We start from the raw sequence: 23,440 nt of genomic DNA on the forward strand, positions 1-23,440 counted from the left end.
GCCTATCCACCGAACCGCACGACGCTGCGGCCTTCTGCGATGGCTTTCAGCAGGCATCCCACACAAACGGGTTCGCCGGGCTCCGGCGTGCCGTTGACGGAGATCGAGTTCGTGCCGCCACCGGGCTTTTGATTCATCGGACCCTTGATCAGAATGGCGAACCCATCAAGCGTGATACCTGACGCATCGATTCGGATGGTTCCTCCCGGCCCATTGATAGTCAGGCTCTCTGCCGCTTGGCTTTCAAAAACCTTCGTGCGCTGCCGGATCGCCTGCCCCGCCTGCAGTTCCGAGTGCCCCTCGACCGTATGCTCCTGGTGTCCGCCGATACTCACCCAATGATTCGCTGAGGTCTTGTCGCGGCGGTTGTTGCCCACCTCCTCGGTGCGGTCCTTGGCCGTGTGCGTGGTGTGATTCCGGCCTACGGTTAGACAGTCATCGCGCCCGATGTCATGCCGCCGGTCCTGCCCGATGTTTACCTGTTCGTCGTTGCCCACGGTTTCCCTGCGGTCGTGGCCGATTGTGATGGTCTCGTCGTGCTCGACCTGTTCGCTACGGTCATGACCCACAAACGTGGTTTCATCGTGATTGACGTGGATGTTCTGGTCCTTCTGCGCGTGGACGTAAATTTCTTCCTGATTCTTCTCGTCTTCAAATCGCAGTTCGTTGTACCCCTCGCCTTTATGGGTCTTGCTCTTGATCGTCATCCGCGTCTTGTGGCGCGGTAGTTCGTAAGGCGGCAATTGCAGGCGGTTGTAGGCGCGGCCGGTGATCACAGGCTGGTCCGGATCGCCATCGAAGTAAGAGACGATGACCTCCTGCCCAATGCGCGGGATGGCCATGTGGCCCCAGGTGGCGCCGGCGATGTCCTGTGAAACGCGGATCCAGCAGGAGCTGCGTTCGTCCTCCTTGCCGAGGCGATCCCACGGGAACTGGACCTTCACCCGGCCATACTCGTCGGTAAAGATCTCTTCATTGGGCGGGCCGACCACCACGGCGTTCTGCGGGCCATCGATGCGGGGCCTGAGTAGCGGTTCCGCGCGCCACTCGGCGTCGTCCGGGACCAGTTCGGCTTCGTAGCTGTAGTGCGTTCCCATCTGGGCCTGTGCACTTTCCTCGGCCTGACTCGTGTGTTGGATGCCGCGGTGGACAATGCGCACCGGACGCCAGCCGCGGTTCAGGTCTTCGCGCGGATGACCAGCGAGAGTGAATGAAATGCCCGGTTGCAGACGCGGGTCATCGCCTTCAACTAAGGCGACGCGCGAATCGCGGCGATGGCCGCGCAGACGGTTTTCGGCGAAGGGCTTGCCGGCTTCGTCGAACTTGGCCCGAGCGGGATAGTCGTAGCGCTCGTAACGCCGGCTTTGATGCTCCAGATCTCGGCCATCGCAGCTGTGCTGGTGGGTGTAGCGCGGATGGTGAAAGGTGTAGTCGCGCTGGGTCTGGCGCGCGGTGCGCACGTTCTCGGTGTACGAGAAGCGGCGCAGCGCTGGCCGCGGCTGGTCGCCGCCGGGCGTGGGGTTGTACTGAACCGGTTCATCACCGACGCGGCCATGGATGAACAGGCGGTCGCTGTGGATCAGCTTATGGCCCTCGGCGGTATGGCGGAAGGAATAGAAGAAGCCTTCCTCGCGCATGATGCGCTCGACGAAGTGATAGTCGGTGTCGCCGGCCTGCACGCAGTATTCGCGCGCCTGGTGTTCGATGGTGCTGCGCTGCTCGTAATCCTGGTTGAGGCCATGCGCCTCGAGCACCGCCTCAGCGATCTGCGGGACGCTCTGCGACTGGAAGATGCGCCAGTCGGAACTCAGTTTCAAGCGCGCCAGACGCGGCTCGACGATCACGGAATAGCGTGAGCGGCGAAAGCCCGTGTCGCGCTGAGCAAAAGCGGAGACCGCGCCGTGCACGTACCGCACCGGCGTGTCGCCGTGCCAGATGGTCAGCAGTGCGGCGCGGTCCAGGACTGCACCGAAATCGATGGCGGAGTTGGCACTGGCCAGGTCCACTTCCAGCAGGAAGGTCTCGGACAGGCCTTCCTGCAGCGTGAATTCGACGACCTCAAATGACTCGTCGCCGAGGGCGAACGTGAACCGCAGATCGGATTGGGTAGGAATGACGTGCTCCCGCATCGACAGACCTTTCCCACCTGCCATGAGCGAGCGGTCCGCCTATAGAAACGCGTCCGCAGCAAATGAAGAATCTCGCAATGGACGCGAATGGAATATGGGGTCCATTACGTCACACGATCCAATAAATAGATATCAGAAGACTCTTACTTTGATCGGCGCCTGAAGAAAGCATTCGTCGCCGACATTCGGCGAGCGCTTTTCCCTTAACGCGGCCGCGCCCTATTCCCACGCCGTATAAAAAAAGCCCCGCGTCCCAAAAGACGCGGGGCTTTCTGTTTCAACCGGCCAATCAGTTCTTAGCCAGACGCTGCCACGTATCGACAACGGTGTCCGGGTTCAGCGACATCGACAGGATGCCTTCGTCCTTCAACCATTGAGCGAAGTCCGGATGGTCGCTGGGGCCTTGGCCGCAGATACCCACGTACTTCTTGGCGGCCAAGCAAGCCTTGATTGCACGGCGCAGCATGAACTTGACGGCTTCGTCGCGCTCGTCGAAGTCGGCGGCCAAGAGTTCCATGCCCGAGTCGCGGTCCAGGCCCAGCGTGAGCTGGGTCATGTCGTTCGAGCCGATGGAGAAGCCATCGAAAAACTGCAGGAACTCGTCGGCCAAAATGGCGTTGGACGGAACCTCGCACATCATGATGAGCTTCAGGCCGTTTTCGCCGCGCGCCAGGCCGTGCTTGGCGAGCAGGTTCACGACTTTCTCGGCCTGACCCAGCGTGCGCACGAACGGCACCATGATTTCGACGTTCGTCAGGCCCATTTCATCGCGCACCTTCTTGAGCGCTTCGCATTCCATGCGGAAGCACTCGGCGAAGTCTTCGGCGATGTAGCGCGACGCGCCGCGGAAGCCCAGCATGGGGTTCTCTTCCTCGGGCTCGTAACGCGAACCGCCGACCAGTTTGCGGTACTCGTTGGACTTGAAGTCGGACATGCGCACGATGACCGGCTTGGGGTAGAAGGCGGCGGCGATGGTCGCCACGCCTTCAGCCATCTTCTCGACGAAGAAGGCGCGCGGGCTGGCATGGCCGCGGGCGGCCGATTCCACGGCCTTCTTCAGCTCGCCGTCCACGTTCGGGTAGTCCAGGACCGCCTTCGGGTGGATGCCGATGTTGTTGTTGATGATGAATTCCAGGCGAGCCAGGCCGACGCCGCCGTTCGGAATCTGGGCGAAGTCGAACGCCAGCTGGGGGTTGCCCACGTTCATCATGATCTTCAGATCGATGGCGGGCATGTCGCCGCGGCGCACTTCCTCGACTTCGGTTTCGATCAGGCCGTCATAGATGCGGCCTTCGTCGCCTTCGGCGCACGACACGGTCACGGCCTGGCCTTCCTTGAGCAGGTCGGTCGCGTTGCCGCAGCCCACCACCGCCGGAATGCCCAGCTCACGCGCGATGATCGCCGCGTGGCACGTGCGGCCGCCGCGGTTCGTCACGATGGCCGAGGCGCGCTTCATCACGGGTTCCCAGTTGGGATCCGTCATGTCGGTGACCAGGACATCGCCCGGCTGGACCTTGTCCATGTCGGAGATGTCGCCCACCACCCGCACCGGACCCGAACCGATCTTCTGGCCGATAGCACGGCCGGTGATCAGGACCTGGCCGGTCGCCTTCAGGCGGTAGCGCTGCTGCACGTCATTGACGCCCTGCTGCGACTTCACGGTTTCCGGACGCGCCTGCAGGATGTAGATCTTGCCGTCGATCCCGTCGCGGCCCCACTCGATGTCCATCGGACGCTGGTAGTGCTTTTCGATGATGACAGCGTAGCGGGCCAGTTCGTTGACCTCGTCGTCGGTCAGCGAGTAGCGGTTGCGCTCGGACACCGGCACATCCACCGTGCGCACGGCACGACCTTCGGGGCGCTCGGGATCGAATTCCATCTTGATCAGCTTGGAGCCGATACGGCGGCCGACGATGGGATAGTGGCCCTGTTCCAGCGTGGGCTTGAAGACGTAGAACTCGTCAGGGTTGACGGCGCCCTGCACGACGGTTTCGCCCAGACCATACGACGACGTGATGAACACGACGTCCTGGAAGCCCGATTCGGTGTCGATGGTGAACATGACGCCGGCGCTGCCCTTGTCGGAACGCACCATGCGCTGGATGCCGGCCGACAAGGCGACGTCGGCGTGGGCGTAGCCCTTGTGCACGCGATAGGAAATGGCGCGGTCGTTGTACAGCGACGCGAACACGTGGCGGATCTTGTCCAGCACGTCATCGATGCCCACGACGTTCAGGAAGGTTTCCTGCTGGCCGGCGAACGAGGCGTCGGGCAGGTCTTCGGCCGTGGCGGAGGAGCGCACGGCAAACGAGCCCTTGCCGTCAGCATCGAGCTTGGCAAAGGCTTCGCGGATCTGCGATTCGAACTCGGGCGAGAACGGCGCGTCGACGATCCATTGGCGAATCTGCGCGCCGGCGGTGGCCAGCTCGCGCACGTCTTCGGGATTCAGCGTGGTCAGGCGTTCGGCGATCCGCTTGTCCAGGCCGGAGGCCTTCAGGAAATCGCGGAAGGCGTCAGCCGTCGTGGCAAAGCCGCCCGGCACGCGGACACCCGCGCCAGACAGCTGGCTGATCATTTCGCCAAGAGATGCGTTCTTGCCTCCTACCGAGTCCACGTCCGTCATGCGGAGCTGCTCGAACAAAACAACATACGACATTGAAGTCACCTTTTACAATGGAATGAAAGCGAGTTTGGTCAATGGCTGAATCGTGCTGTTTTTGATGCCGGAAAAACCGCGTTTTCCGGCCTTCGCAGAACCGAATTTCAGACGCTGACCAAACTGGCCTTGGACCGCCCTTGGGGTGACTTATAGGGGCCTGATTGTACTCGGTGGAGTACGTCCGGCCATCTGCCTGGTTGGAATTTTTTACACATGACATCTACCCCTATCGTACGCACGGTATACATCGTTTCCGACAGTACCGGCATCACCGCGGAAACGTTCAGCCAGTCCGTGCTTTCGCAGTTCGAAGAGGTCAATTTCAAGCCCATCCGGCTGCCCTTCGTGGACACGCTGGAAAAGGCTGCGGAAGTCGCCATGCGGATCGACCGGAGCGCCCAGGACGCCGGTGTCCCGCCCATCGTTTTCAGCACCCTGGTCAACCCGGAAATCCTGGCCCGCGTTCGACAGGCGAACGGAATCTTCCTGGATCTGTTCGGCACGTTCGTCAGCCACATCGAGCAGGCGCTGGGGCTGAAGTCCAGCCATTCCATCGGCCGGTCGCATATGCAGGCCAACTCGGAAAAATACCGGAACCGGATCGACGCCATCAACTTCAGCCTGGCGCATGACGACGGCCAGTTCGTGAACCAGCTCGATCAGGCCGACGTGATCCTGGTCGGGGTCTCGCGCTGCGGCAAGACGCCCACCAGCCTGTATCTGGCCATGCAGTACGCCATCAAGGCCGCCAACTTCCCGTTGACGCCAGACGACTTCGAACGCGGCACCCTGCCCTCCACCATTGCACCGCACCGCGCCAAGCTGTTCGGCCTATCGATCCAGCCGGAACGCCTGGCGGAAGTCCGCAACGAACGCCGCCCCAACAGCCGCTACGCGCAACTGGAACAATGCCGCTACGAAGTGGCGGAAGCCGAACGCATGATGCGTCGCGAGGGCATTTCCTGGCTGTCCAGCACCACGAAGTCGATCGAAGAGATCGCCACCACGGTGCTGCAGGAAGTCGGACTGGATCGGGGATAAGGCAGGGTGGCTCGCCAAAGCCAGCCCTTTAATTAGGGCGAAGGCTGCGCGCCCTGGGCCGCCTCAGCCCCGAAGGCGCGCGCTGGCCTGCCGGCGCTGCTCGAACAGGCAGATCGCCGCGGCGGCGCCGACGTTCAGCGACTCCACGGCCGCGGCGTCGTGCGGAATGCGTACCTTCAGGCTGGCGGCCGCCAACAGCGCCGGCGCCACGCCCTGGCCTTCGTGACCGAAAACCCATGCGCACTGTTCAGGCAGGCGGTCCGCGAAAAGGTCGCGCGACCCGTCCAGGGCGGTCGCCACGAGCGGCACGCGCAGGCGGGGCAGCAGGGCCTCCAGGTCGGCGTGCTCGTAGATCTCGAGGGCAAAGTGCGCGCCTTGGCCGCTGCGCAGCACCTTGGGCGACCACGCCGCCGCCGTCCCTGTCGCCAGGAACACGCGCTTGATGCCCGCTGCGGCGGACGTGCGCAACAGCGTGCCCACGTTGCCGGGATCCTGGATACGGTCAAACAGGACGCAGGTTTCATCGACCTGCGCAGGCAGCGCCGGAACGGGCGGCGTGACCAGGAAGGCAACGCCCTGCCCGCTTTCCACCGCAGCCACGGCGTGCATCAGCCGCGCGTCCAGCGCGAGGCTTACGTTGTCCGGCACGGCCGCGGCAAGCGCGGCGATATCGGGCTGGGACAGGCGGTCCACGTCGAAGATCGCCCGATCCGGCGGGCCGTAATGTTGCAGCCAGGCCTGGCAGAGATGAACACCGTCCAGCAGCACGGGTGCGCCGCGCTTGCCGGCCGTGCCGGCCAACTTGACCAGCGCCTTGACCGCCGGGTTGTCCCGGGAACTGATGTGCTTCATGAAACCAGGCCGAACGCCTTGATGGGAGCAAAGCTGCGCCGGTGTTCGGCGCACGGGCCGTGCTCGCGCAGCCGTTGCAGATGCAGCGCCGTGCCATAGCCCTTGTGCTGATCGAACGCGTACTGCGGATACAACGTATGCAGGCGCAGCAGGTCCGCGTCGCGAGCGGTCTTGGCAAGAATGGAGGCGGCCGAGATGGCAGGCACAAGGGCGTCGCCCTTGATGACGGTTTGCACGGTGCAGCGCAGCTTGGGCGCCTGATTGCCGTCCACCAGGGCCAGTTGCGGCACCATGGCCAAGCCCTGCACCGCGCGCTGCATGGCCAGCATGGTGGCGCGCAGGATATTCAGGCTGTCGATTTCCGCGACCGACGCGCTGGCGATGCACCAGGCAAGCGCCCGTTCCTTGATCTGCAGCGCCAGTTCCTCTCGGCGGACCGCGGTCAGCACCTTGGAATCGGCCAGCCCGCCGATGAATCGTGACGGATCAAGAATGACGGCGGCCGCGTAGACCTCGCCTGCCAGCGGGCCGCGGCCGGCCTCGTCAACGCCTGCGGTCAGCAACGCAGGCTGCTCTGGCGCCACGAAAAGCTCAGGCTGCTCCATCGGCCACCTCCAGGATCGCCTGCGCGGCCAGCGCCGGCGTATCGCGCAACAGGTCTTGGTGCATGGCGGTAAACCGCGCCTCCACGCGAGCGATCAGCGCGTCGTCGGTCAACGCCTGCCAAGTCGCTTCGGCCAGTTTATCGGGCGTCGCGTCGTCCTGCAAAAGCTCAGGGACAACAAAGTCACGCAGCAGCACGTTGGGCAGACCCACCCACGGCAGATACGGGCGCTGCTGGCCGGACTTCCAGGCCATGATGCGCCGCATCCACGGCGACAACACGTAGGAAATGACCATGGGCCGCTTGAACAGCGCCGTCTCGAGCGTAGCGGTGCCGCTGGCGACGAGGACCGCCGTGGCGGCTTCCATGACGGACCAGGCCACCGGCGCCTTGCGGTCGCCCCCCTCGCCGTGCAGGTCGTGCGCGGTGACGCAGCGCAGGCCGGGCACAGGGTGCTGCGCCAGGATTTCAAGGAACTCCGCCCGCCGCTGGTCATTGACCATGGGCACGATGCATTGCAAGGCCGGATCTTTCTTCAGCAGCTGTTGGGCTGCCTGCAGGAAGCGCGGCGCCAGCAGGCGGATCTCGGACGAGCGGCTGCCGGGCAGGATCGCCAACACGCGGGCGTTCTGGTCGATACCCAGGCGTTCGCGGGCGGCGGCACGGTCAGGCTGCATGGGCACGGCGCCGGCCAGCGGATGGCCCACGTACGTAACCGGAATGCCTTCCTTGCGGTAGATCTCTTCCTCGAACGGAAACAGCACCAGCATGTGCGATACCGATTCGCGGATCTTGTGAATGCGTTCGTAGCGCCACGCCCAGATCGAGGGCCCAACGAAATGCACCGTCGGCGTACCCGCCTGCCGCAATTGATGCTCAAGGCGCAGGTTGAAGTCGGGCGCGTCGATGCCGACGAAGACAGAGGGCGGCTCGGCCAGCCAGCGGCGTTTGACGTCCCGGTACGTGGCCAGCAGGCTGGGCAGGCGCTTGAGCGCGTCCACGTAACCGAACACGGTCAGCGCGTGCATCGGGTGCCAGGCTTCAAAATCACGGGCCTGCATCTGCGGCCCGCCAATGCCTTCGCAGCGCACGCCATTGTCGCGCGCTTGCAGACCGGCAATGATGCGCCCGGCCAGCAGGTCGCCCGAAGGCTCGCCGGCCACCATGCCGATCCGGGTGCTCATGGGCGGATGATGCCGCGGGAGGCGACGTCCAGGAAGTCCAGCAACGTCTGCAGGTGTTCCGCAGCTTCAGGAATGGCCTGCTGGCGGTCGCGCAATTCGGCGCGTGCCGCGTCCAGGGACAGGCCCCGGCGGTAGATGATCTTGTAAGCTTCGCGCAGCGCCGAAATGGAGGCGGCGGAAAAGCCGCGGCGCTTCAAGCCTTCGACGTTGACACCCACCGGACGGCACGGGTTGCCGGCGGCCAGGACGAACGGCGGGGTGTCCTGCATGAGCGAGCTGTTGCCGCCCGTCATGGTGTGCGCGCCCACGCGCGAGAACTGGTGCACGCCGGTCAGACCGCCGATGATCGCCCAGTCGCCCACGTGCACGTGGCCGCCAAGCTGCACCGAGTTGGCCAGGATCGTGTGGCTGCCGATGTGGCAGTCATGGGCCACGTGAACGTAGGCCATGATCCAGTTATCGTCGCCCAACGTCGTTTCGCCGCCGTCTTGCGTGGTGCCGGTGTTCAGCGTGACGAATTCACGGACCGTATTACGGTCGCCGATGGTCAGCCGGGTGGGCTCGCCCGCGTACTTCTTGTCCTGCGGCATGCCGCCGATGGAGCAGTACCGGTAGAACCGGTTGTCGCGACCGATGGTGGTCACGCCGTCGATCATGCAGTACGGGCCAATTTCGGTTCCCGCACCGACGGTCACATCGGGCCCCACCACTGCGAACGGGCCGATGACCGCGGTCGGGTCGATTTTTGCCGCCGGATCGACAACAGCGGTGGGATGGATGTTTCCTGCCATTTACTCTTCCAGGCTGCGAATCGCGCACATCAGCTTGGCCGACGCCACTTCCTGGCCATCGACGGTCGCGCGTGCTTGATACTTACAGATGCTGCGGCTCAGGCGTTCAGCTTCAACCTCGATGCGCAGCTGGTCGCCCGGAACGACGGGGCGGCGGAAGCGCGCGCCATCGATGCCGACCAGGTAATAGGCGGTCTTGGCGCCTTCGCACTTGAGGCCGCCGTTCTCGTCCGTGAAGGAGAACAGCGCCGAGGCCTGGGCCATGGCTTCAACGATGAGCACGCCCGGCATCACCGGATGGTGAGGAAAGTGACCGTTGAAAAACGGCTCGTTGATCGAGACGTTCTTGATGGCGACGATGGACTTGCCAGGCACCATTTCCACAACACGGTCAATCAGCAGCATCGGGTAGCGATGCGGCAGCCTCTCCATGATCCCCTTGATGTCGAGTTCCATTTTTCTCTGCGTTCCTGCGAAATTAAATAAGGTGGCGGCGCGCGCGCGCCAGGGCGGCGAACGCGCCCTAGTCCTTTTCCAGCGTGCGCAAACGGCGGCGCAATTGCGCCAACTGTTGTATCACGGCGGCGTTGCGCTGCCATTCGCCATGCTCCGCGTACGGGAAGACCCCGGTATAGCGGCCAGGCTTGGAAATATTGGACGTCACTGCCGTGCCGCCCGAGATATGCACGTCGTCGCCCAGCACCAGATGGCCCGAAAGCATCGCGGCGCCGCCGATGGTGCAGCGCTCGCCGATGGTCGTGGAGCCTGCCACCCCGACGCACGCCGCCATTGCGGTGTGCGCGCCGATGCGGCAGTTGTGGCCGATCATGATCTGGTTGTCGAGCTTCACGCCGTCAGCCAGAACAGTGTCTTCGAGTGCGCCGCGATCGACGGTGGTGTTGGCGCCGATTTCAACGTCGTCGCCAAGGGACACGCCGCCAAACTGTGGAATCTTGCCCCAGGCGCCCTTGCCCAGCGAAGGATCCGGCGCAAAGCCGAAACCGTCGGCGCCAAGCACCGATCCGCTATGCAGGATGACTCGAGCGCCGATCTTGACGCCTTCGTACAGCGTGACATTGGCATGCAGCCGGCCGTCGGGACCGATGGACGAACCAGCGCCGATGACGCATCCCGGACCCAGCACCGTGCCGCGCCCGATGCGCACGCCAGCTTCAACGACGCAGTTGGGGCCGACGCGCACACCCTCTTCGATGATGGCGTCAGGCGCGACCACGGCGGAGGGATGCGTATCAGCGGGCAAGGCGGGTCTACGGGCAGTGTCAAACCACTGCGCGACGCGCGCGTAAAGCAGATAGGGATGCTTGCAGACGACCAATGCGAACGGCGGCCGGTCGGTGCCCTGGGCCTCAAGCGCCTCGGCGACGTCGGGAGAGACGATGACCGCCCCTGCTCCCGTTGCGCCAAGCTGGCTCTGATAGCGGGGGTTGGACAGGAAAGAGATTTCCTGAGGACCAGCCGAAGACAGGGTCCCGATGCCGCAGACCCGCATGGGGTCTGCGCCGGGAACCGCACTGATACGCCAGTCCATACCCTGGGTATTGGCGGCGCTCAACATTGCTTCGAGTGTCGGCGCGCGGGCAAGATCCAGTAAAACCGGCATGACTAGACGGGTATCGCTTTACTTGCCCAGGCTCTGAATCACCTTGTCGGTGATGTCGATGCGGGGGTTGACCGTCACTGCGTCCTGGATGATCAGGTCGTAGTTTTCCTGTTCGGCGATGCGCTTGATGGCGTCATTGGCCTTGGACACGATGCCCGAGAATTCTTCGTTGCGGCGGCGGTTGAAGTCTTCCTGGAATTCGCGGCGCTTGCGCTGCAGGTCGGTATCCAGGTTGGCCAGTTCGCGCTGGCGCTTGACGCGGTCGGATTCCGACAGGACGGGCGCGTCCTTGTCGAATTTCTCGGCTTGCGAGCGCAGGCTGTTGTTCAGGCGTTGGAGTTCGTCGTCGCGCTTCTTGAATTCGGCTTCGATCTTGCTCTGGGCAGTCTTGGCCGGACCCGATTCGCGCAGGATGCGTTCGGTATTGACGAAACCGATCTTGGTGCTTTGCGCTTGGGCGGGGATCGCGGCAGCCGAACCGAGAATGAGCGCACCCACCAGGGCAATGGAGCCGCCCAGCTTGCCACGGCGCTTCGCGCCCAGCGTCTTCGATGATTTAAGTGCGAAATCAGACATCATGAAAATCTCACCTTCCAGTAAGGCAAAGCCAAAGTGTGTATTGTGCCACTAAACAGCAAGGACGCTGGGCCAGTGGGCCCTGCCCTTGTTTTCAAGAGTAACGCCTCGCTTAGAATCCGGTCCCGATCTGGAACTGGAAGCTTTGCTTGTCGTCGCCCGGCTTGGAATTGAGCGGCCGCGCATAGGACAACTGCAGCGGACCCATCGGCGATTGCCAGGACAGGCCCACGCCCGCCGAGAAACGCCAGCCGCACGGATCTTCGACCTCGGTATTGTCCCGGCCGCCCGTGCAGGAGAGGCCGCTGCCTGCCGACACCTGACCGGCGTCGCTGAAAATGAACCAACGCAACGTGCGATCCTTGGACGCGCCCGGGAACGGCAGGTAGAGCTGCGCGTTTGCCACGATGCGGCGCGTGCCGCCCAGGTAGTCGCCCGTCTTGACGTCGCGCGGACCCAGCGACGAGCCTTCGTAGCCGCGGACGGTGCCGATACCGCCGGCATAGACGTTCTTGATGACCGGGTAATCGTTGCTGCCGTAACTCCGGCCCCAATCAACCATACCGTTGAGCGCCAGCGTGTACGAGCCGCCCAGCGGCACGTAGTACTGCTGCTGCGCGGTCAGCATGGTGTATTGCAGGTCGACGGTCGACAGGTCGGCCTTCAGGCGGGTGTACGAACCCTTGGTCGGCGCCAAAGCGCTGTCACGCGTGTCCTTGGACCAGCCGGCGCTGAAAATCACCGAATTGGTCGAATCGCCATACTGGTCGACGAAGTGCTCGTAGGCCGCCGGCGAGTTGTTGTACAGGTCGATCTGGTTGCGTTCGAAGTTGGCGCCCAGGAAGACGCGGTCATACTCCGAGATCGGGATACCGAAGTTCATGCCCAGGCCCATGGCCTTGACGCGGTAATCACCGTCGTTGTTGTTCCAGGGCTCGGTCACGCGGTAGTACGCGGACGTGGTGCGGCTGATGCCGTCCTTGGTCCAGTACGGGTCGGTGTGCGACAGCACCACGGCGCGGTTCGTCTTGCTGGTATTCAGTTGCAGCGTCAGGTTGGTGCCGCTGCCGAAGACGTTGTCTTCGCTGATGCCTGCCGACAGAATCGCCTTTTCGGACGAGCCGTAGCCCACGCCCAGGTTGATCATGCCGGTGGGCTTTTCCTTCACGTCGACGTTGACGTCGACCTGGTCGGGCGAACCCGGGACCGGATCGGTCTTGACGTTGACGTCGCTGAAGTAGCCCAGACGATCGACGCGGTCGCGCGAAGTCTTGATGTCGGCGGCGTCGTACCAGGCGGCTTCCTGCTGGCGCATTTCGCGGCGCACGACTTCGTCCCGGGTACGGGTGTTGCCGCCGATCTGGATGCGGCGCACATAGACGCGGCGGCTCGGATCGACGTAGAAGGTCAGGTCGGCTTCGTGCTTGGCGCGGTCGAGCTGCGGGTTCGGGTTGACGTTGGCGAACGCGTAGCCCAGTTCACCCAGGTAGTCGGTGATCGCCTTGGCGGAATCGTTGGTCTTGGCGGCCGAGAAGGTCTCGCCGGCCTTGATCTGCACCAGGTCGTTGATTTCCTTGTCCAGGCCCAGCAGGTTGCCCGCCAGCTTTACGCTGCGCACCTTGTAGGGCTCGCCTTCATGGACGGTGATCGTGATGCGGATGTCCTGGCGGTCGGGCGAAATGGTGACTTGCGGCGGCTCGACCGAGAACTCCAGGTAACCCTGATCCAGGTAGAACGAGCGCAGGCGTTCGAGGTCGCCCTCGAGCTTTTCGCGCGAGTATTTGTCGGTATCCGTGTACCAGGTCAGCCAGCCCGGCGTCGTGAGCTTGAATTCGTCCAGCAGATCGCTTTCGGAAAAAGCCTTGTTGCCGACGAAACGAATTTCCTGAATGCGAGCGACCGAGCCCTCGAACACATCGAAACTGACGCCGACGCGATTGCGCGGCAGCGGCGTGACGGTGGAGGTGACTTCGACGCCGTACTTGCCCTTGGACAGATACTGCTGTTTCAGCTCGTATTCAGCGCGCTCGAGCATGGAGCGGTCGAAAATGCGGCCTTCCGCAAAACCGACCTGGGCCAGCGACGTGGTAATGGCCTTGGAGTCGAACTCGCGCATGCCGTTGAAATTAACGGAGGCGATGGTCGGACGTTCCTGGACGACCACGACGACGACATTATTGTCCGTCTGGATCTGAACGTCGGTGAAAAAGCCCGTGCCATACAAGCGGCGAATGGCTTCGGTGGCTTCTTCTTCGGTGAATTTCTCGCCCACTTTGACGGGGAGATAACCAAAGACGGTGCCGGCGTCGGTTCGTTGAATACCCTCTACGCGGATATCCCGTACGACAAAGGGTTCGAAGGCGTGGGCCAAGGCCGGCAACATCAGCGCGGCAACGAGACCCGGCAGTACACCCTTTTTGTGTTGAAACATCCGGCGAAAAGACATCCTTGAGTATCCTCGGTCGTGCAAATGGCGGGGGATTTTATGCTAAATCGCGTTCAAGTGAACAAACGCGTGAAATCGTTGAACAGCGCAAGCCCCATAAGGCTTGCCAATATGCCTATGCCAGCGCGTTGTCCGATGTCTATCCATCTGGCGGGCGGGGGGCTGCCCCGCACAATTTCGACGAGATAGTACAGCAGATGGCCACCATCCAGCATAGGAATGGGAAGCAAATTTAAAACGCCAAGGCTGATACTGATCAATGCGATATAGGCGATATACGCAACAATGCCGATCCGGGCAGTCTGGCCGGCATAGTCGGCAATCGTGACCGGACCGCTGACATTGCGCCAGGACACGTCGCCCGTCACCATCCGGCCCATCATGCGAAGCGAAAACCAGGCGGTGTCCCAAGTACGGACGGCGCCGCGCCAGAGGCTGTCGAAGACGCCGTAGCGCACGGTCACCATCGGCACGTTGCCGCCCAGTTGCACGCCGACACGGCCGATCTCCTGACCGTTGACGACTTCGGGACGAGGCGTGACGTTCAGGGTGACGCTGGCGCCGTCGCGCACCACGGTAAGCGCAAGCGGCTTCCCGGCACTTTCCTGGATCTGCTTGACGAGCGCGCCGGTATCAGGGGCCGGCTGGCCATTTACGGCCACGACCAGATCACCGGCGCGCAGGCCCGCGGCCTGCCCTTCGCCGCCGTCGATCACGGCGCGCACCGCGGGCTTGGGTTGAGCCAGACGCACACCGGCGGCGGCGAGCGGGTCACCCTCGGCCGGGTCCATCGTGTTGGGGGGAAGGTCGAGTTCGCGCTGCTGAACGGCGCCGGACGGGGTGCGGACCTCGATGCTGGCGCGGCCACCGGTGGACATCACGTCCATCAGGCGCCAGCGGGCGTCGGACCATGATGCAACTTCCTGGCCGTCGATGGCCAGGATGCGATCACCGGCCAGCAGACCCGCGCGGGCGGCTGGCGTCTCGGCAGCAGGAGGCGCGATGATGGCGACGGGCTCCTCGGTGCCGGCCATATTCAGGCCCGCATACAGAAACACCGCAAGTATCAGATTGAAGATGGGACCGGCCGCCACGATGGCGATGCGCTGTCCGACCGGCTTGGTGTTGAATGCCGACGCCGCCACGGCGGGCGAAGCCCCGGGCGGCGCATCGTCCAGCATCTTGACGTAACCGCCCAGCGGCAGCGCGGAAACCGCCCATTCGGTGCCGTGCCGGTCGGTGCGGCGCAGGATGACCTTGCCAAAACCGACTGAGAAACGCAGGACCTTCACACCACACAGGCGGGCAACCCAATAGTGCCCAAGCTCATGGAAAATGATCAGTGAGCCAAGCGCTACGGCAAAGGCCAGCAGGGTGAAAAGCATGGGGTCGGAGTCTAGAAAATCAGAGGCAGGCGCGGCCCGCTATCAGGCCAGTCCGAGGTTGCCCGAAAAGGCGCGCGCCTCGGCGTCAAGCGCAAGTACGTCGTCAAGACTGCTGAGCGTAACAGATGCCTGCCGTGCTTGCCACTCGAGCGCCGCCTCGATGACCCGCGGAATCCAGGTATAGGCGAGCCGGCCTTCCAGGAAGGCATCGACCGCAACTTCATTCGCGGCGTTGAGCGCCACGCAGGCGCCCTGCCCCGCCCGCATTGCGGCGAACGAATGGGCCAGGCAAGGAAACCGGGTCAGATCCGGCTTTTCGAAGTCGAGCCGGCCATGGCGGGTCAGGTCAAGCGGACCGACGCCACTCTCGATGCGATCGGGGAACCCAAGACCGTAGGCAATGGGCGTGCGCATGTCGGGCTGTCCCAATTGCGCGAGAACGGAGCCGTCGTCGTACTCAACCATTGAATGCACGACGCTCTGCGGGTGCACCACCACCTCGATCCGATCGGCGGGCATTGCAAACAGCCAATGGGCTTCGATGACCTCCAGGCCTTTGTTCAGCATGGTGGCCGAGTCGACGGATATCTTGCGGCCCATGCTCCAGTTGGGATGGGCGCAGGCTTGCTCAGGGGTGACGTCGTGCAGGTCTTCGAGATCGCGCCCGCGGAACGGGCCGCCCGACGCGGTCAGCAACAGGCGCCGTACGCCTTTTGCCGGACTATGGGGCGCATCCGCGCGTCCTTGGTGCGGCAAACACTGAAAGATGGCGTTGTGTTCGCTATCGATAGGCAGCAGTTCGGCGCCGTTATCGCGGATTGCCTGCATGAAAAGCGTGCCGGCGGCAACCAGCGCCTCTTTGTTGGCCAGCAATACGCGCTTGCCCGCACGCGCGGCAGCCAGTGCCGAGGGCAAGCCTGCGGCGCCGACGATGGCGGCCATGACGGCGTCGCATTGGGGATCCGCGGCCGTGTCGGCCAGCGCCTGCGCGCCGACGCGGATCTCGGGCATGGGCTGTCCGCCCGGCCACGCGTCGATGAATTTCTGACGGGCGGCGGTGTCGGGCACCACCACGACGGCGGCCCGGCTGGCCTGGGCCTGCTCGGCCAGCCGCTGCATCCGGCTGTGCGCCGACAGCGCATAAACCGCCATCCGCTCCGGGTGGCGAGCAATTACGTCCAGCGTGCTTTCACCGATGGATCCGGTCGATCCCAGCACGACGACACGTTGAAAAGCCGTCAAAACAAGACTCCAGACAAAAGTAGCGCAAACGGCGCGACGGGCAGGATCGCATCGATGCGGTCATAGACGCCGCCATGGCCAGGCAAGAGTGTGCTGGAATCCTTGCGGCCCGCACGGCGCTTGAGCAGCGATTCGAACAGGTCTCCCACAATGGACAGCACGCCCAGAACAGCGGCGATCGGCAACGCAAGCCAGAAAGTCCAACGTTCGACCAGGGCATGACCGAAGGTGCCGTCCCACAGACTGGACAGACCAATCCACACCACCGCGCCCAGGACGCCGGCAATGGCGCCTTCAATGGTCTTGCCCGGACTCACGCGCGGAGCCAGTTTACGCTTGCCGAAGGCCCGGCCGGCAAAATATGCCGCAATATCAGCCACCCAGACGAGGGCGAGGAGGGACACGACGAACACCGCGCCGCGCGCCACGTACATCTGGGCCAGAACCGCCCAGGCGGCAAACGCGGCCGGCACGGAGAAGACCGACCAGGCCAGGCTGGCCGGCGGCGCATCGGAACGCCCGCGCACCACGGCGGCTACGCCACCAAACAGCCAGACGGCCGAGACGGCAGGAACCAGGTAGCGCAGCACCCAGCCCGGATCGCCGGCGCCGCTACGGTCGCCCGCCAACCAGGCGGAGGTCAGCACCAGCATGCCGGCGAAAAGCAGGACGGCGACGCCGATGGCGATGACGGGGGATGGCGGTTGCGGCAGCGTCAGGCGCAGCCACTCCCAATTGGCGCAAGCGGCCGCAAGGGCCAGCAACGCGACGAACCACCATGGATTGGCGCTCGCCATGGCGGCGGCCAGAATGGCCAACAAAACGACGGCGGTAACGATACGCTGGCCCAGCATGTGACGGTCTCCTCTTGTGCAGCCTGGAAAGACGCGCGCGTCGCGATCAGCCTATTTGGCGGCGGCTTCGCTGACTTGGGCGCTGGTGCGGCCGAAGCGGCGCTCGCGCGTGCGGTACCAATCAAAGGCGGCCGTGAGTTCATTGGCGCCGAAATCCGGCCAGTAGCGATCCGTGAAGTAGAACTCCGCGTACGCCATCTGCCAGATCAGAAAATTGGAAATGCGCTGTTCGCCGCCCGTGCGGATGAACAGGTCGGGCTCGGGAGCCCATGCCATGGAAAGATGCCTGGAAAGGCGCTCTTCGTCCACCCGGTCGGGGTGCGCCGCGAGGTCGGGCTCGGCCGCCAACATGGCGCGGGTGGCTTGCAGGATGTCCCAACGGCCGCCGTAGTTGGCGGCGACAGTCAGGTGCAGCCGGTCGTTGTGCGCGGTGCGTTCCTGGGCAGCGGCAATGAGCTCGCGCAGGCGCGGCTCGAAAGCGCTCAGGTCGCCGATCACGTGCAGACGCACGCCCTGCTCTTGCAGCTTGCCGACTTCACGCTCAAGTGCCTGCACGAACAGGCGCATCAGCAACGAAACCTCTTCGGCCGGACGGCGCCAGTTCTCGGAACTGAACGCGAACAACGTCAGGTAGCGCACGCCGGCGCGTCCGCAGGCCTCGACCACGCGCCGGACGGCCTGCACGCCCTTGGCGTGCCCGGCAGTGCGAGGCAGCAGGCGCCGCGTCGCCCAGCGACCGTTGCCATCCATGATGATGGCGACGTGCTCGGGGATGTCACGGATATCGGGGACCGCCTGAGTCGAACTGGTTGCCATTAGTTTGGGGACTGCGCGCGGCGGACCGGCGAAAAAGACGAATACGGGAAAAAACCTGCGCCGTCGATTCCATCGCTACGAGGAAGTACCGCGAGGCAATGGACGGGACGGCGCATGTGCAACGTAATCCTGACGCCACGCGGACCGCAATGCGGCGCCTCGTGGCGTGTGGGGATTATACGGTCATGATTTCGGCTTCTTTCTGGACGACCATCTTGTCGATGTCGGCGACGGCGCGATCCGTCAGCTTCTGGACGTCATCTTGCGAACGACGCTCGTCGTCCTCGGAGATTTCCTTGTCCTTGACCAGCTTCTTGAGCGCTTCGTTGGCCTCGCGGCGCAGGTTCCGCACCGCGATCTTGGCGTCTTCGCCTTCGCTGCGCACGACCTTGGTCAGGTCGCGGCGGCGTTCTTCGGTCAGCGCGGGCATCGGCACGCGGATCGTGTCGCCCATGGAGATGGGGTTCAGACCCAGGTCCGACTCACGGATGGCCTTTTCGATCGGGCCGGCCATGTGCTTTTCGTACGGCTGCAGGCTGATGGTGCGGGCGTCGACCAGGTTCACGTTGGCGACCTGGCCCACGGGCACGGGCGAACCGTAGTATTCGACCTGCACGTGGTCCAGGATGCCGGTGTGGGCGCGGCCCGTGCGGATCTTGGCCAGGTTGGTCTTGAGCGTATCAAGCGACTTGGCCATTCTGGCCTCGGCGGATTTGCGGATTTCTGCTGCGCTCATGGAATTTCCTTTTCTTTAAACGTGTACCAACGTGCCTTCGTCCTCGCCGCTCACGACTCGCTTGAGCGCGCCGGACTTATTGATCGAAAACACCTTGATCGGCAGTTTCTGGTCGCGGCACAGCGCAAAGGCGGTGGCGTCCATGACTTCCAGACGGCGGACGATCGCCTCGTCGAAGCTGATGCGCGCGTAGCGCGTTGCGGTGGGATCCTTGTTGGGATCCGCGCTGTAGATGCCGTCCACCTTGGTGGCCTTCAGCACGATCTCCGCGCCGATCTCGGCGCCGCGCAGTGCCGCAGCCGTGTCGGTGGTGAAGAAGGGGTTGCCGGTGCCCGCGGCGAAGATCACGACCTTGCCCTCTTCGAGGTAGCGCAAAGCCTTCGGCCGGATGTAGGGCTCGACGACCTGATCGATATTCAGCGCGGATTGTACCCGGGTGTCGATACCCTTGTGCTTGAGCGCGTCTTGCAGCGCAAGCGCGTTCATGATGGTGGCCATCATGCCCATGTAGTCGGCGGTCGCGCGGTCCATGCCCTGCGCACCCGGGGCGACGCCACGGAAGATGTTGCCTCCGCCGATGACGATGGCCAGTTCGACGCCCGTGGCGGCGACTTCAGCGATCTCATCGGTCATACGGACGATGGTGGAGCGATTGATGCCGAATGCATCGTCGCCCATCAGCGCCTCGCCGGAAAGTTTGAGAAGAACCCGTTTGTATGCCCTGCTGCTCATAGGTGATATCCCGAAGAACAATCCGACGAAAGTGTAAGTCAAGAATGGGGTTGACCCCCAGCGCCGCGCCCGCGAGGCGGGTTGGGCGCCCCCGAGGCGTCTGCCTTTGGGGGCCCATGCGGCGAAAAAGGCCGGACTAGAATTTAATCTAGCGCCGGCCTTTAAGCACTACCTAGAGGTCAGGCGGCGCCAGCGGCGGCGGCGGCAACCTCAGCGGCAAAGTCGCTGGTCTTCTTCTCGATACCTTCGCCGACGACGAACAGCACGAACTTGCTGATCGACGCGCCCTTTTCCTTCAGGTGCTGTTCGACCGTGTGCTTGTCGCTCTTGACGAACGGCTGCGACAGCAGCGTCACTTCTTTCAGGAACTTCACGACCGAGCCTTCAACCATCTTGGCGACGATGTCGGCCGGCTTGCCGGATTCAGCGGCCTTCTGCTCCGCAACCGAGCGCTCGGCGGCGATGTCGGCCGGGTTCACGCCGTCGGCGTTCAGAGCCTTGGGCTTGGTGGCGGCGATGTGCATCGCCAGGTCCTTGCCCACTTCTTCGGCGCCGGTGTATTCGACCAGCACGCCGATCTTGCCGCCGTGCACGTAGCTGGCCAGCGAGTTGGCGGTCTCGATGCGCTCGAAGCGGCGGATCGAGATGTTTTCGCCGATCTTGCCGATCAGGGCGGTGCGGGTGGTTTCGACGGTGCCTTCGCCGTACGGCAGCGCCGACAGCGCGGCGACGTCTGCCGGGTTCTGCGTGGCGACCAGTTCGGCCAGCTTGTTCACGAAGCCGACGAAGTCGTCGTTCTTGGCGACGAAGTCGGTTTCGCAGTTGATTTCGATGACGGCGCCCTTCTTGGCGTCGGCGGAGATGAACAGACCGATCAGGCCTTCGGCGGTGACACGGGCAGCAGCCTTGCTGGCCTTGTTGCCCAGCTTGACGCGCAGGATTTCCTCGGCGCGGGCCAGGTCACCTTCGGCTTCCGTCAGGGCCTTCTTGCATTCCATCATGGGCGCGTCAGTCTTTTCGCGCAGTTCCTTGACCAGGGCAGCGGTAATTTCAGCCATGTTTGCTCCAAATTTTGCTAAGACACGCCCCGGCGGGCCGGGGCTGTGATTTGATTCGATGGGACGCCCGCACTGGGCGGGCCTGGAAGATGGGAGCCCAGCTTCGCAGCGCCGGCGGGGCGGAAACGGGCCGGTTTCGGCGCCGCTTCCAGACCTTACCCGCCGGACATGACAACCGGCTTAGGCCTGGTTGTCTTGAACTTCGACGAACTCTTCCTGACCTTCGCCCAGTTCTTCGACCAGACCGTTCAGGTTTTGCTCGCGGCCTTCCAGGACGGCGTCGGCGATGCCCTTGGCGTACAGCGCGATGGCCTTGGCCGAGTCGTCGTTGCCGGGGATGACGTAGTCGATGCCTTCGGGCGAGTGGTTGGTGTCAACCACGGCGACCACGGGGATGCCCAGCGTCTTGGCTTCGGCGATGGCGATCTTGTGGTAGCCGACGTCGATCACGAACATGGCATCGGGCAGACCGTTCATGTCCTTGATGCCGCCGATCGACTTGTTCAGCTTGTCCAGTTCGCGTTGGAACAGCAGGCCTTCCTTCTTGATCATGCGCTCGGCGCCGCCTTCGGCGACAACGGCTTCCATGTCCTTCAGGCGCTTGACCGAGGTCTTGACCGTCTTGAAGTTGGTCAGCATGCCGCCGAGCCAGCGGGCGTCGACGAAGGGCATGCCGCAACGGGCGGCTTCAGCGGCGACCAGCTCGCGAGCGGCGCGCTTCGTGCCGACGAACAGGATGTTGCCGCCGCGAGCAGCCAGCTGCTTCACGAACTTGGTGGCTTCCTGGTACTTATCAACCGTCTTTTCGAGGTTGATGATGTGAATCTTGTTGCGGTGGCCGAAGATGTACTGCGACATCTTGGGGTTCCAGTAACGGGTCTGGTGACCAAAGTGGACACCCGCTTCCAGCATTTCGCGCATCAAAGACATTTAATTCTCCAAGGGTTGGTTTCTTGCGCCGCACCTGCATCAGCATCCTGCTGACACCCTGGGTGGTGTTGCGCGCGATTTCCCGCAAAAACGCGGGATGACAAAAATTTTAACCGGGCCGGCCGATCACTGCCGCAATAACTACGACGCTCCAGGCGTGTTGCCTGTAGCGGCGCGCCTTTAACGACTTCTACTACGCTGCCGCGATAAACCCAGACGGCCGCCACACGACAAGAGACTTGCATTGCGTCTGCCCGACACTCCAGGAGTTTCCTGGAAGTTTCTTCGAGACGCACCCGGAATTGTTTTGTTGGCGGCGAAATCCAGTTCTTCGCGAACGTGGCCGCTAGGCCTGCCCGCGCATCAGGCCGCTGTGGCAGTTCTTAAGGATCCTTTTCAGGATGCGCTTTTCAGCACACGCTTTTCAGCACACGCTTTTCAGCAAAATTCCAAGAACTTAATCCAGCGCCCATACCGAACCTGCATCGCCGCTCAAAAACACTTCCGGGCTTGCAAGCACACCGCACCCAGCCAGTGTCAGCATTCATGCCCCAAGCTCCATGTCCCAAGCTTCGTGCCCCAAGCGCATCCAGCCGGATTTCCATTTGTCGCCCACTTTTCCCCCAATACCAGCAGCCTGCCCGAATTCGCTCCACAACCTTCGCTTGCGGTGAAACTTCAGGGCTTGCCGCGGGATCTCAAGAAAGAACCGCGCGAAACCAGATTTCCTGCCGGGTGTGCTCCAGCCCTCTGCTTTAGACCTTTGCTCTGGACCCAAAGACCAGCACCCGCCGGGTTTGGCTGGGAGCCGGGATCTTCCCACCCTGACGGATGTTCTTCTCCTGACTCTTCTTGCCGGTAACCCGATTGCTCCCCAAATTTTTAGGGAAGCCTATAATTCTACTATTCTTTCAAGCAGACATTCAAGCGACTCGTCGCAAGCATTCCATGGGCACAATCACCAATCCGGCCGACCTGGCCAAGATGCGCGCCGCCTGCCAGGACGCCGCCAAAGTTCTCGATTTCATCACGCCGTACGTCAAGCCGGGGGTCACCACGGGCGAACTCGACCGCCTGTGCCTGGAATACTTGACCGACGAGCTCAAGGTGAAGTCCGCCACGGTCGGCTATGCGCCCCCGGGCTACCCGCCCTTCCCCGGCGCCATCTGCACCTCGGTCAATCACCAGGTGTGCCACGGCATCCCGGGCGACAAGGTCCTGAAAAATGGGGACTCATTGAACATCGACGTCACCATCATCAAGGATGGCTGGTTTGGCGACACGAGCCGGATGTACGCGGTGGGCGAGCAGTCCATTCTGTCCCGGCGCCTGTCCGACATCACGTTCGAGTGCATGTGGAAAGGCATCCAGCAGGTCAAGAACGGCGCCACGCTGGGCGACATCGGCAACGCGATCCAGAAGCACGCCGAATCGAACGGCTTTTCGGTGGTGCGCGAATTCTGCGGCCACGGCATCGGCGAACGCTTCCACGAAGACCCGCAGGTGCTGCACTACGGCAAGCCCGGCACGGGCGTGAAGCTGGTGACCGGCATGCTGTTCACCATCGAGCCCATGATCAACGCCGGACGCCGCGAGATCCGCCAACTGGCCGACGGCTGGACCGTCGTCACCCGCGACCACAGCCTGTCCGCGCAATGGGAACACGCCGTCTGCGTGACGGAAACCGGCTACGAGGTCCTGACCCTCTCGCCCGGCATGCCCCAGCCGCCCGCGTTCATCACCGAACCCATCGTCATTCCCGCCGTCTGAAGCCCCGCAGCCAC

General features: G+C 63.3%; 20 protein-coding genes. 2 read left to right on the top strand and 18 right to left on the bottom strand.

Going from position 1 to position 23,440, the window contains the following annotated elements:
* Positions 1–2: 2 nt before the first annotated feature.
* Together B3446_RS24775 and ppsA are read right to left on the bottom strand one after the other, a co-directional pair.
* A complete protein-coding gene (locus B3446_RS24775) occupies positions 3–2,153 on the bottom strand; it encodes a type VI secretion system Vgr family protein (RefSeq protein ID WP_291386396.1) in 2,151 nt (716 codons plus the stop codon).
* Between the two features lie 265 nt (positions 2,154–2,418).
* Entirely contained in the window at positions 2,419–4,785 is a 2,367-nt protein-coding gene (gene ppsA / locus B3446_RS24780; RefSeq protein WP_291386398.1) for a phosphoenolpyruvate synthase, read from the bottom strand.
* 216 nt (positions 4,786–5,001) lie between these two features.
* Here ppsA and ppsR point away from each other — a divergent pair, with 216 nt between their 5' ends.
* Positions 5,002–5,829: a posphoenolpyruvate synthetase regulatory kinase/phosphorylase PpsR gene (gene ppsR / locus B3446_RS24785; RefSeq protein ID WP_175121920.1), complete on the top strand. Its 828-nt coding sequence runs from the start codon at positions 5,002–5,004 to the stop codon at positions 5,827–5,829.
* 63 nt (positions 5,830–5,892) lie between these two features.
* On the opposite strand, the gene B3446_RS24790 is transcribed toward ppsR, so the two are convergent.
* The 16 genes from B3446_RS24790 to rpsB all read right to left on the bottom strand — a co-directional run bounded on the left by B3446_RS24790 (position 5,893) and on the right by rpsB (position 21,656).
* Positions 5,893–6,681, bottom strand: coding sequence for a TrmH family RNA methyltransferase (locus B3446_RS24790; protein ID WP_291386400.1), 789 nt, complete (start codon positions 6,679–6,681; stop codon positions 5,893–5,895).
* Positions 6,678–7,286, bottom strand: a complete 609-nt coding sequence (gene rnhB / locus B3446_RS24795; protein WP_291386401.1) for a ribonuclease HII — start codon at positions 7,284–7,286, stop codon at positions 6,678–6,680. The genes B3446_RS24790 and rnhB overlap by 4 nt, the downstream gene beginning before the upstream one ends.
* On the bottom strand, positions 7,273–8,469 hold the full coding sequence (gene lpxB / locus B3446_RS24800; protein ID WP_291386403.1) for a lipid-A-disaccharide synthase: 1,197 nt from the start codon (positions 8,467–8,469) through the stop codon (positions 7,273–7,275). Before lpxB ends, rnhB begins: the two co-directional genes overlap by 14 nt.
* On the bottom strand, positions 8,466–9,260 hold the full coding sequence (gene lpxA / locus B3446_RS24805) for an acyl-ACP--UDP-N-acetylglucosamine O-acyltransferase (RefSeq protein WP_175139167.1): 795 nt from the start codon (positions 9,258–9,260) through the stop codon (positions 8,466–8,468). The genes lpxB and lpxA overlap by 4 nt, the downstream gene beginning before the upstream one ends.
* Positions 9,261–9,716, bottom strand: coding sequence for a 3-hydroxyacyl-ACP dehydratase FabZ (gene fabZ, locus B3446_RS24810; protein WP_006385190.1), 456 nt, complete (start codon positions 9,714–9,716; stop codon positions 9,261–9,263).
* Positions 9,717–9,783: 67 nt separating this feature from the next.
* Positions 9,784–10,881, bottom strand: coding sequence for a UDP-3-O-(3-hydroxymyristoyl)glucosamine N-acyltransferase (gene lpxD / locus B3446_RS24815; protein WP_175139166.1), 1,098 nt, complete (start codon positions 10,879–10,881; stop codon positions 9,784–9,786).
* 18 nt (positions 10,882–10,899) lie between these two features.
* Positions 10,900–11,460 (bottom strand): OmpH family outer membrane protein, encoded by a 561-nt coding sequence (locus B3446_RS24820; RefSeq protein ID WP_291386422.1) that lies wholly within the window; start codon positions 11,458–11,460, stop codon positions 10,900–10,902.
* 109 nt (positions 11,461–11,569) lie between these two features.
* Positions 11,570–13,903: an outer membrane protein assembly factor BamA gene (bamA, locus tag B3446_RS24825; protein ID WP_291386424.1), complete on the bottom strand. Its 2,334-nt coding sequence runs from the start codon at positions 13,901–13,903 to the stop codon at positions 11,570–11,572.
* A gap of 53 nt (positions 13,904–13,956) precedes the next feature.
* Positions 13,957–15,288 (bottom strand): RIP metalloprotease RseP, encoded by a 1,332-nt coding sequence (rseP, locus tag B3446_RS24830; RefSeq protein WP_291386426.1) that lies wholly within the window; start codon positions 15,286–15,288, stop codon positions 13,957–13,959.
* A gap of 42 nt (positions 15,289–15,330) precedes the next feature.
* The gene (locus tag B3446_RS24835) at positions 15,331–16,530 is read right to left on the bottom strand and encodes a 1-deoxy-D-xylulose-5-phosphate reductoisomerase (RefSeq protein ID WP_291386428.1); all 1,200 of its coding nucleotides are present in this window, start codon (positions 16,528–16,530) and stop codon (positions 15,331–15,333) included.
* Positions 16,527–17,384: a phosphatidate cytidylyltransferase gene (locus B3446_RS24840; protein WP_291386430.1), complete on the bottom strand. Its 858-nt coding sequence runs from the start codon at positions 17,382–17,384 to the stop codon at positions 16,527–16,529. The genes B3446_RS24835 and B3446_RS24840 overlap by 4 nt, the downstream gene beginning before the upstream one ends.
* A gap of 51 nt (positions 17,385–17,435) precedes the next feature.
* Complete coding sequence (gene uppS, locus B3446_RS24845; protein ID WP_291386432.1) at positions 17,436–18,200, bottom strand: polyprenyl diphosphate synthase; 765 nt, start codon at positions 18,198–18,200, stop codon at positions 17,436–17,438.
* A 175-nt stretch (positions 18,201–18,375) separates the two neighbouring features.
* Entirely contained in the window at positions 18,376–18,936 is a 561-nt protein-coding gene (frr, locus tag B3446_RS24850) for a ribosome recycling factor (RefSeq protein WP_056316760.1), read from the bottom strand.
* Positions 18,937–18,951: 15 nt separating this feature from the next.
* Positions 18,952–19,668 (bottom strand): UMP kinase, encoded by a 717-nt coding sequence (pyrH, locus tag B3446_RS24855; RefSeq protein WP_054425864.1) that lies wholly within the window; start codon positions 19,666–19,668, stop codon positions 18,952–18,954.
* 179 nt (positions 19,669–19,847) lie between these two features.
* The gene (gene tsf / locus B3446_RS24860) at positions 19,848–20,726 is read right to left on the bottom strand and encodes a translation elongation factor Ts (protein ID WP_092582300.1); all 879 of its coding nucleotides are present in this window, start codon (positions 20,724–20,726) and stop codon (positions 19,848–19,850) included.
* Positions 20,727–20,906: 180 nt separating this feature from the next.
* Positions 20,907–21,656 (bottom strand): 30S ribosomal protein S2, encoded by a 750-nt coding sequence (rpsB, locus tag B3446_RS24865; RefSeq protein WP_175121932.1) that lies wholly within the window; start codon positions 21,654–21,656, stop codon positions 20,907–20,909.
* A gap of 948 nt (positions 21,657–22,604) precedes the next feature.
* Here rpsB and map point away from each other — a divergent pair.
* Complete coding sequence (gene map / locus B3446_RS24870) at positions 22,605–23,426, top strand: type I methionyl aminopeptidase (protein WP_191578074.1); 822 nt, start codon at positions 22,605–22,607, stop codon at positions 23,424–23,426.
* The last annotated feature ends 14 nt before the right edge of the window (positions 23,427–23,440 follow it).

Origin of the sequence: Achromobacter sp. UBA5777, assembly GCF_002418565.1 — a bacterium.
Classification (GTDB): Bacteria; Pseudomonadota; Gammaproteobacteria; order Burkholderiales; family Burkholderiaceae_B; genus Achromobacter; species Achromobacter animicus.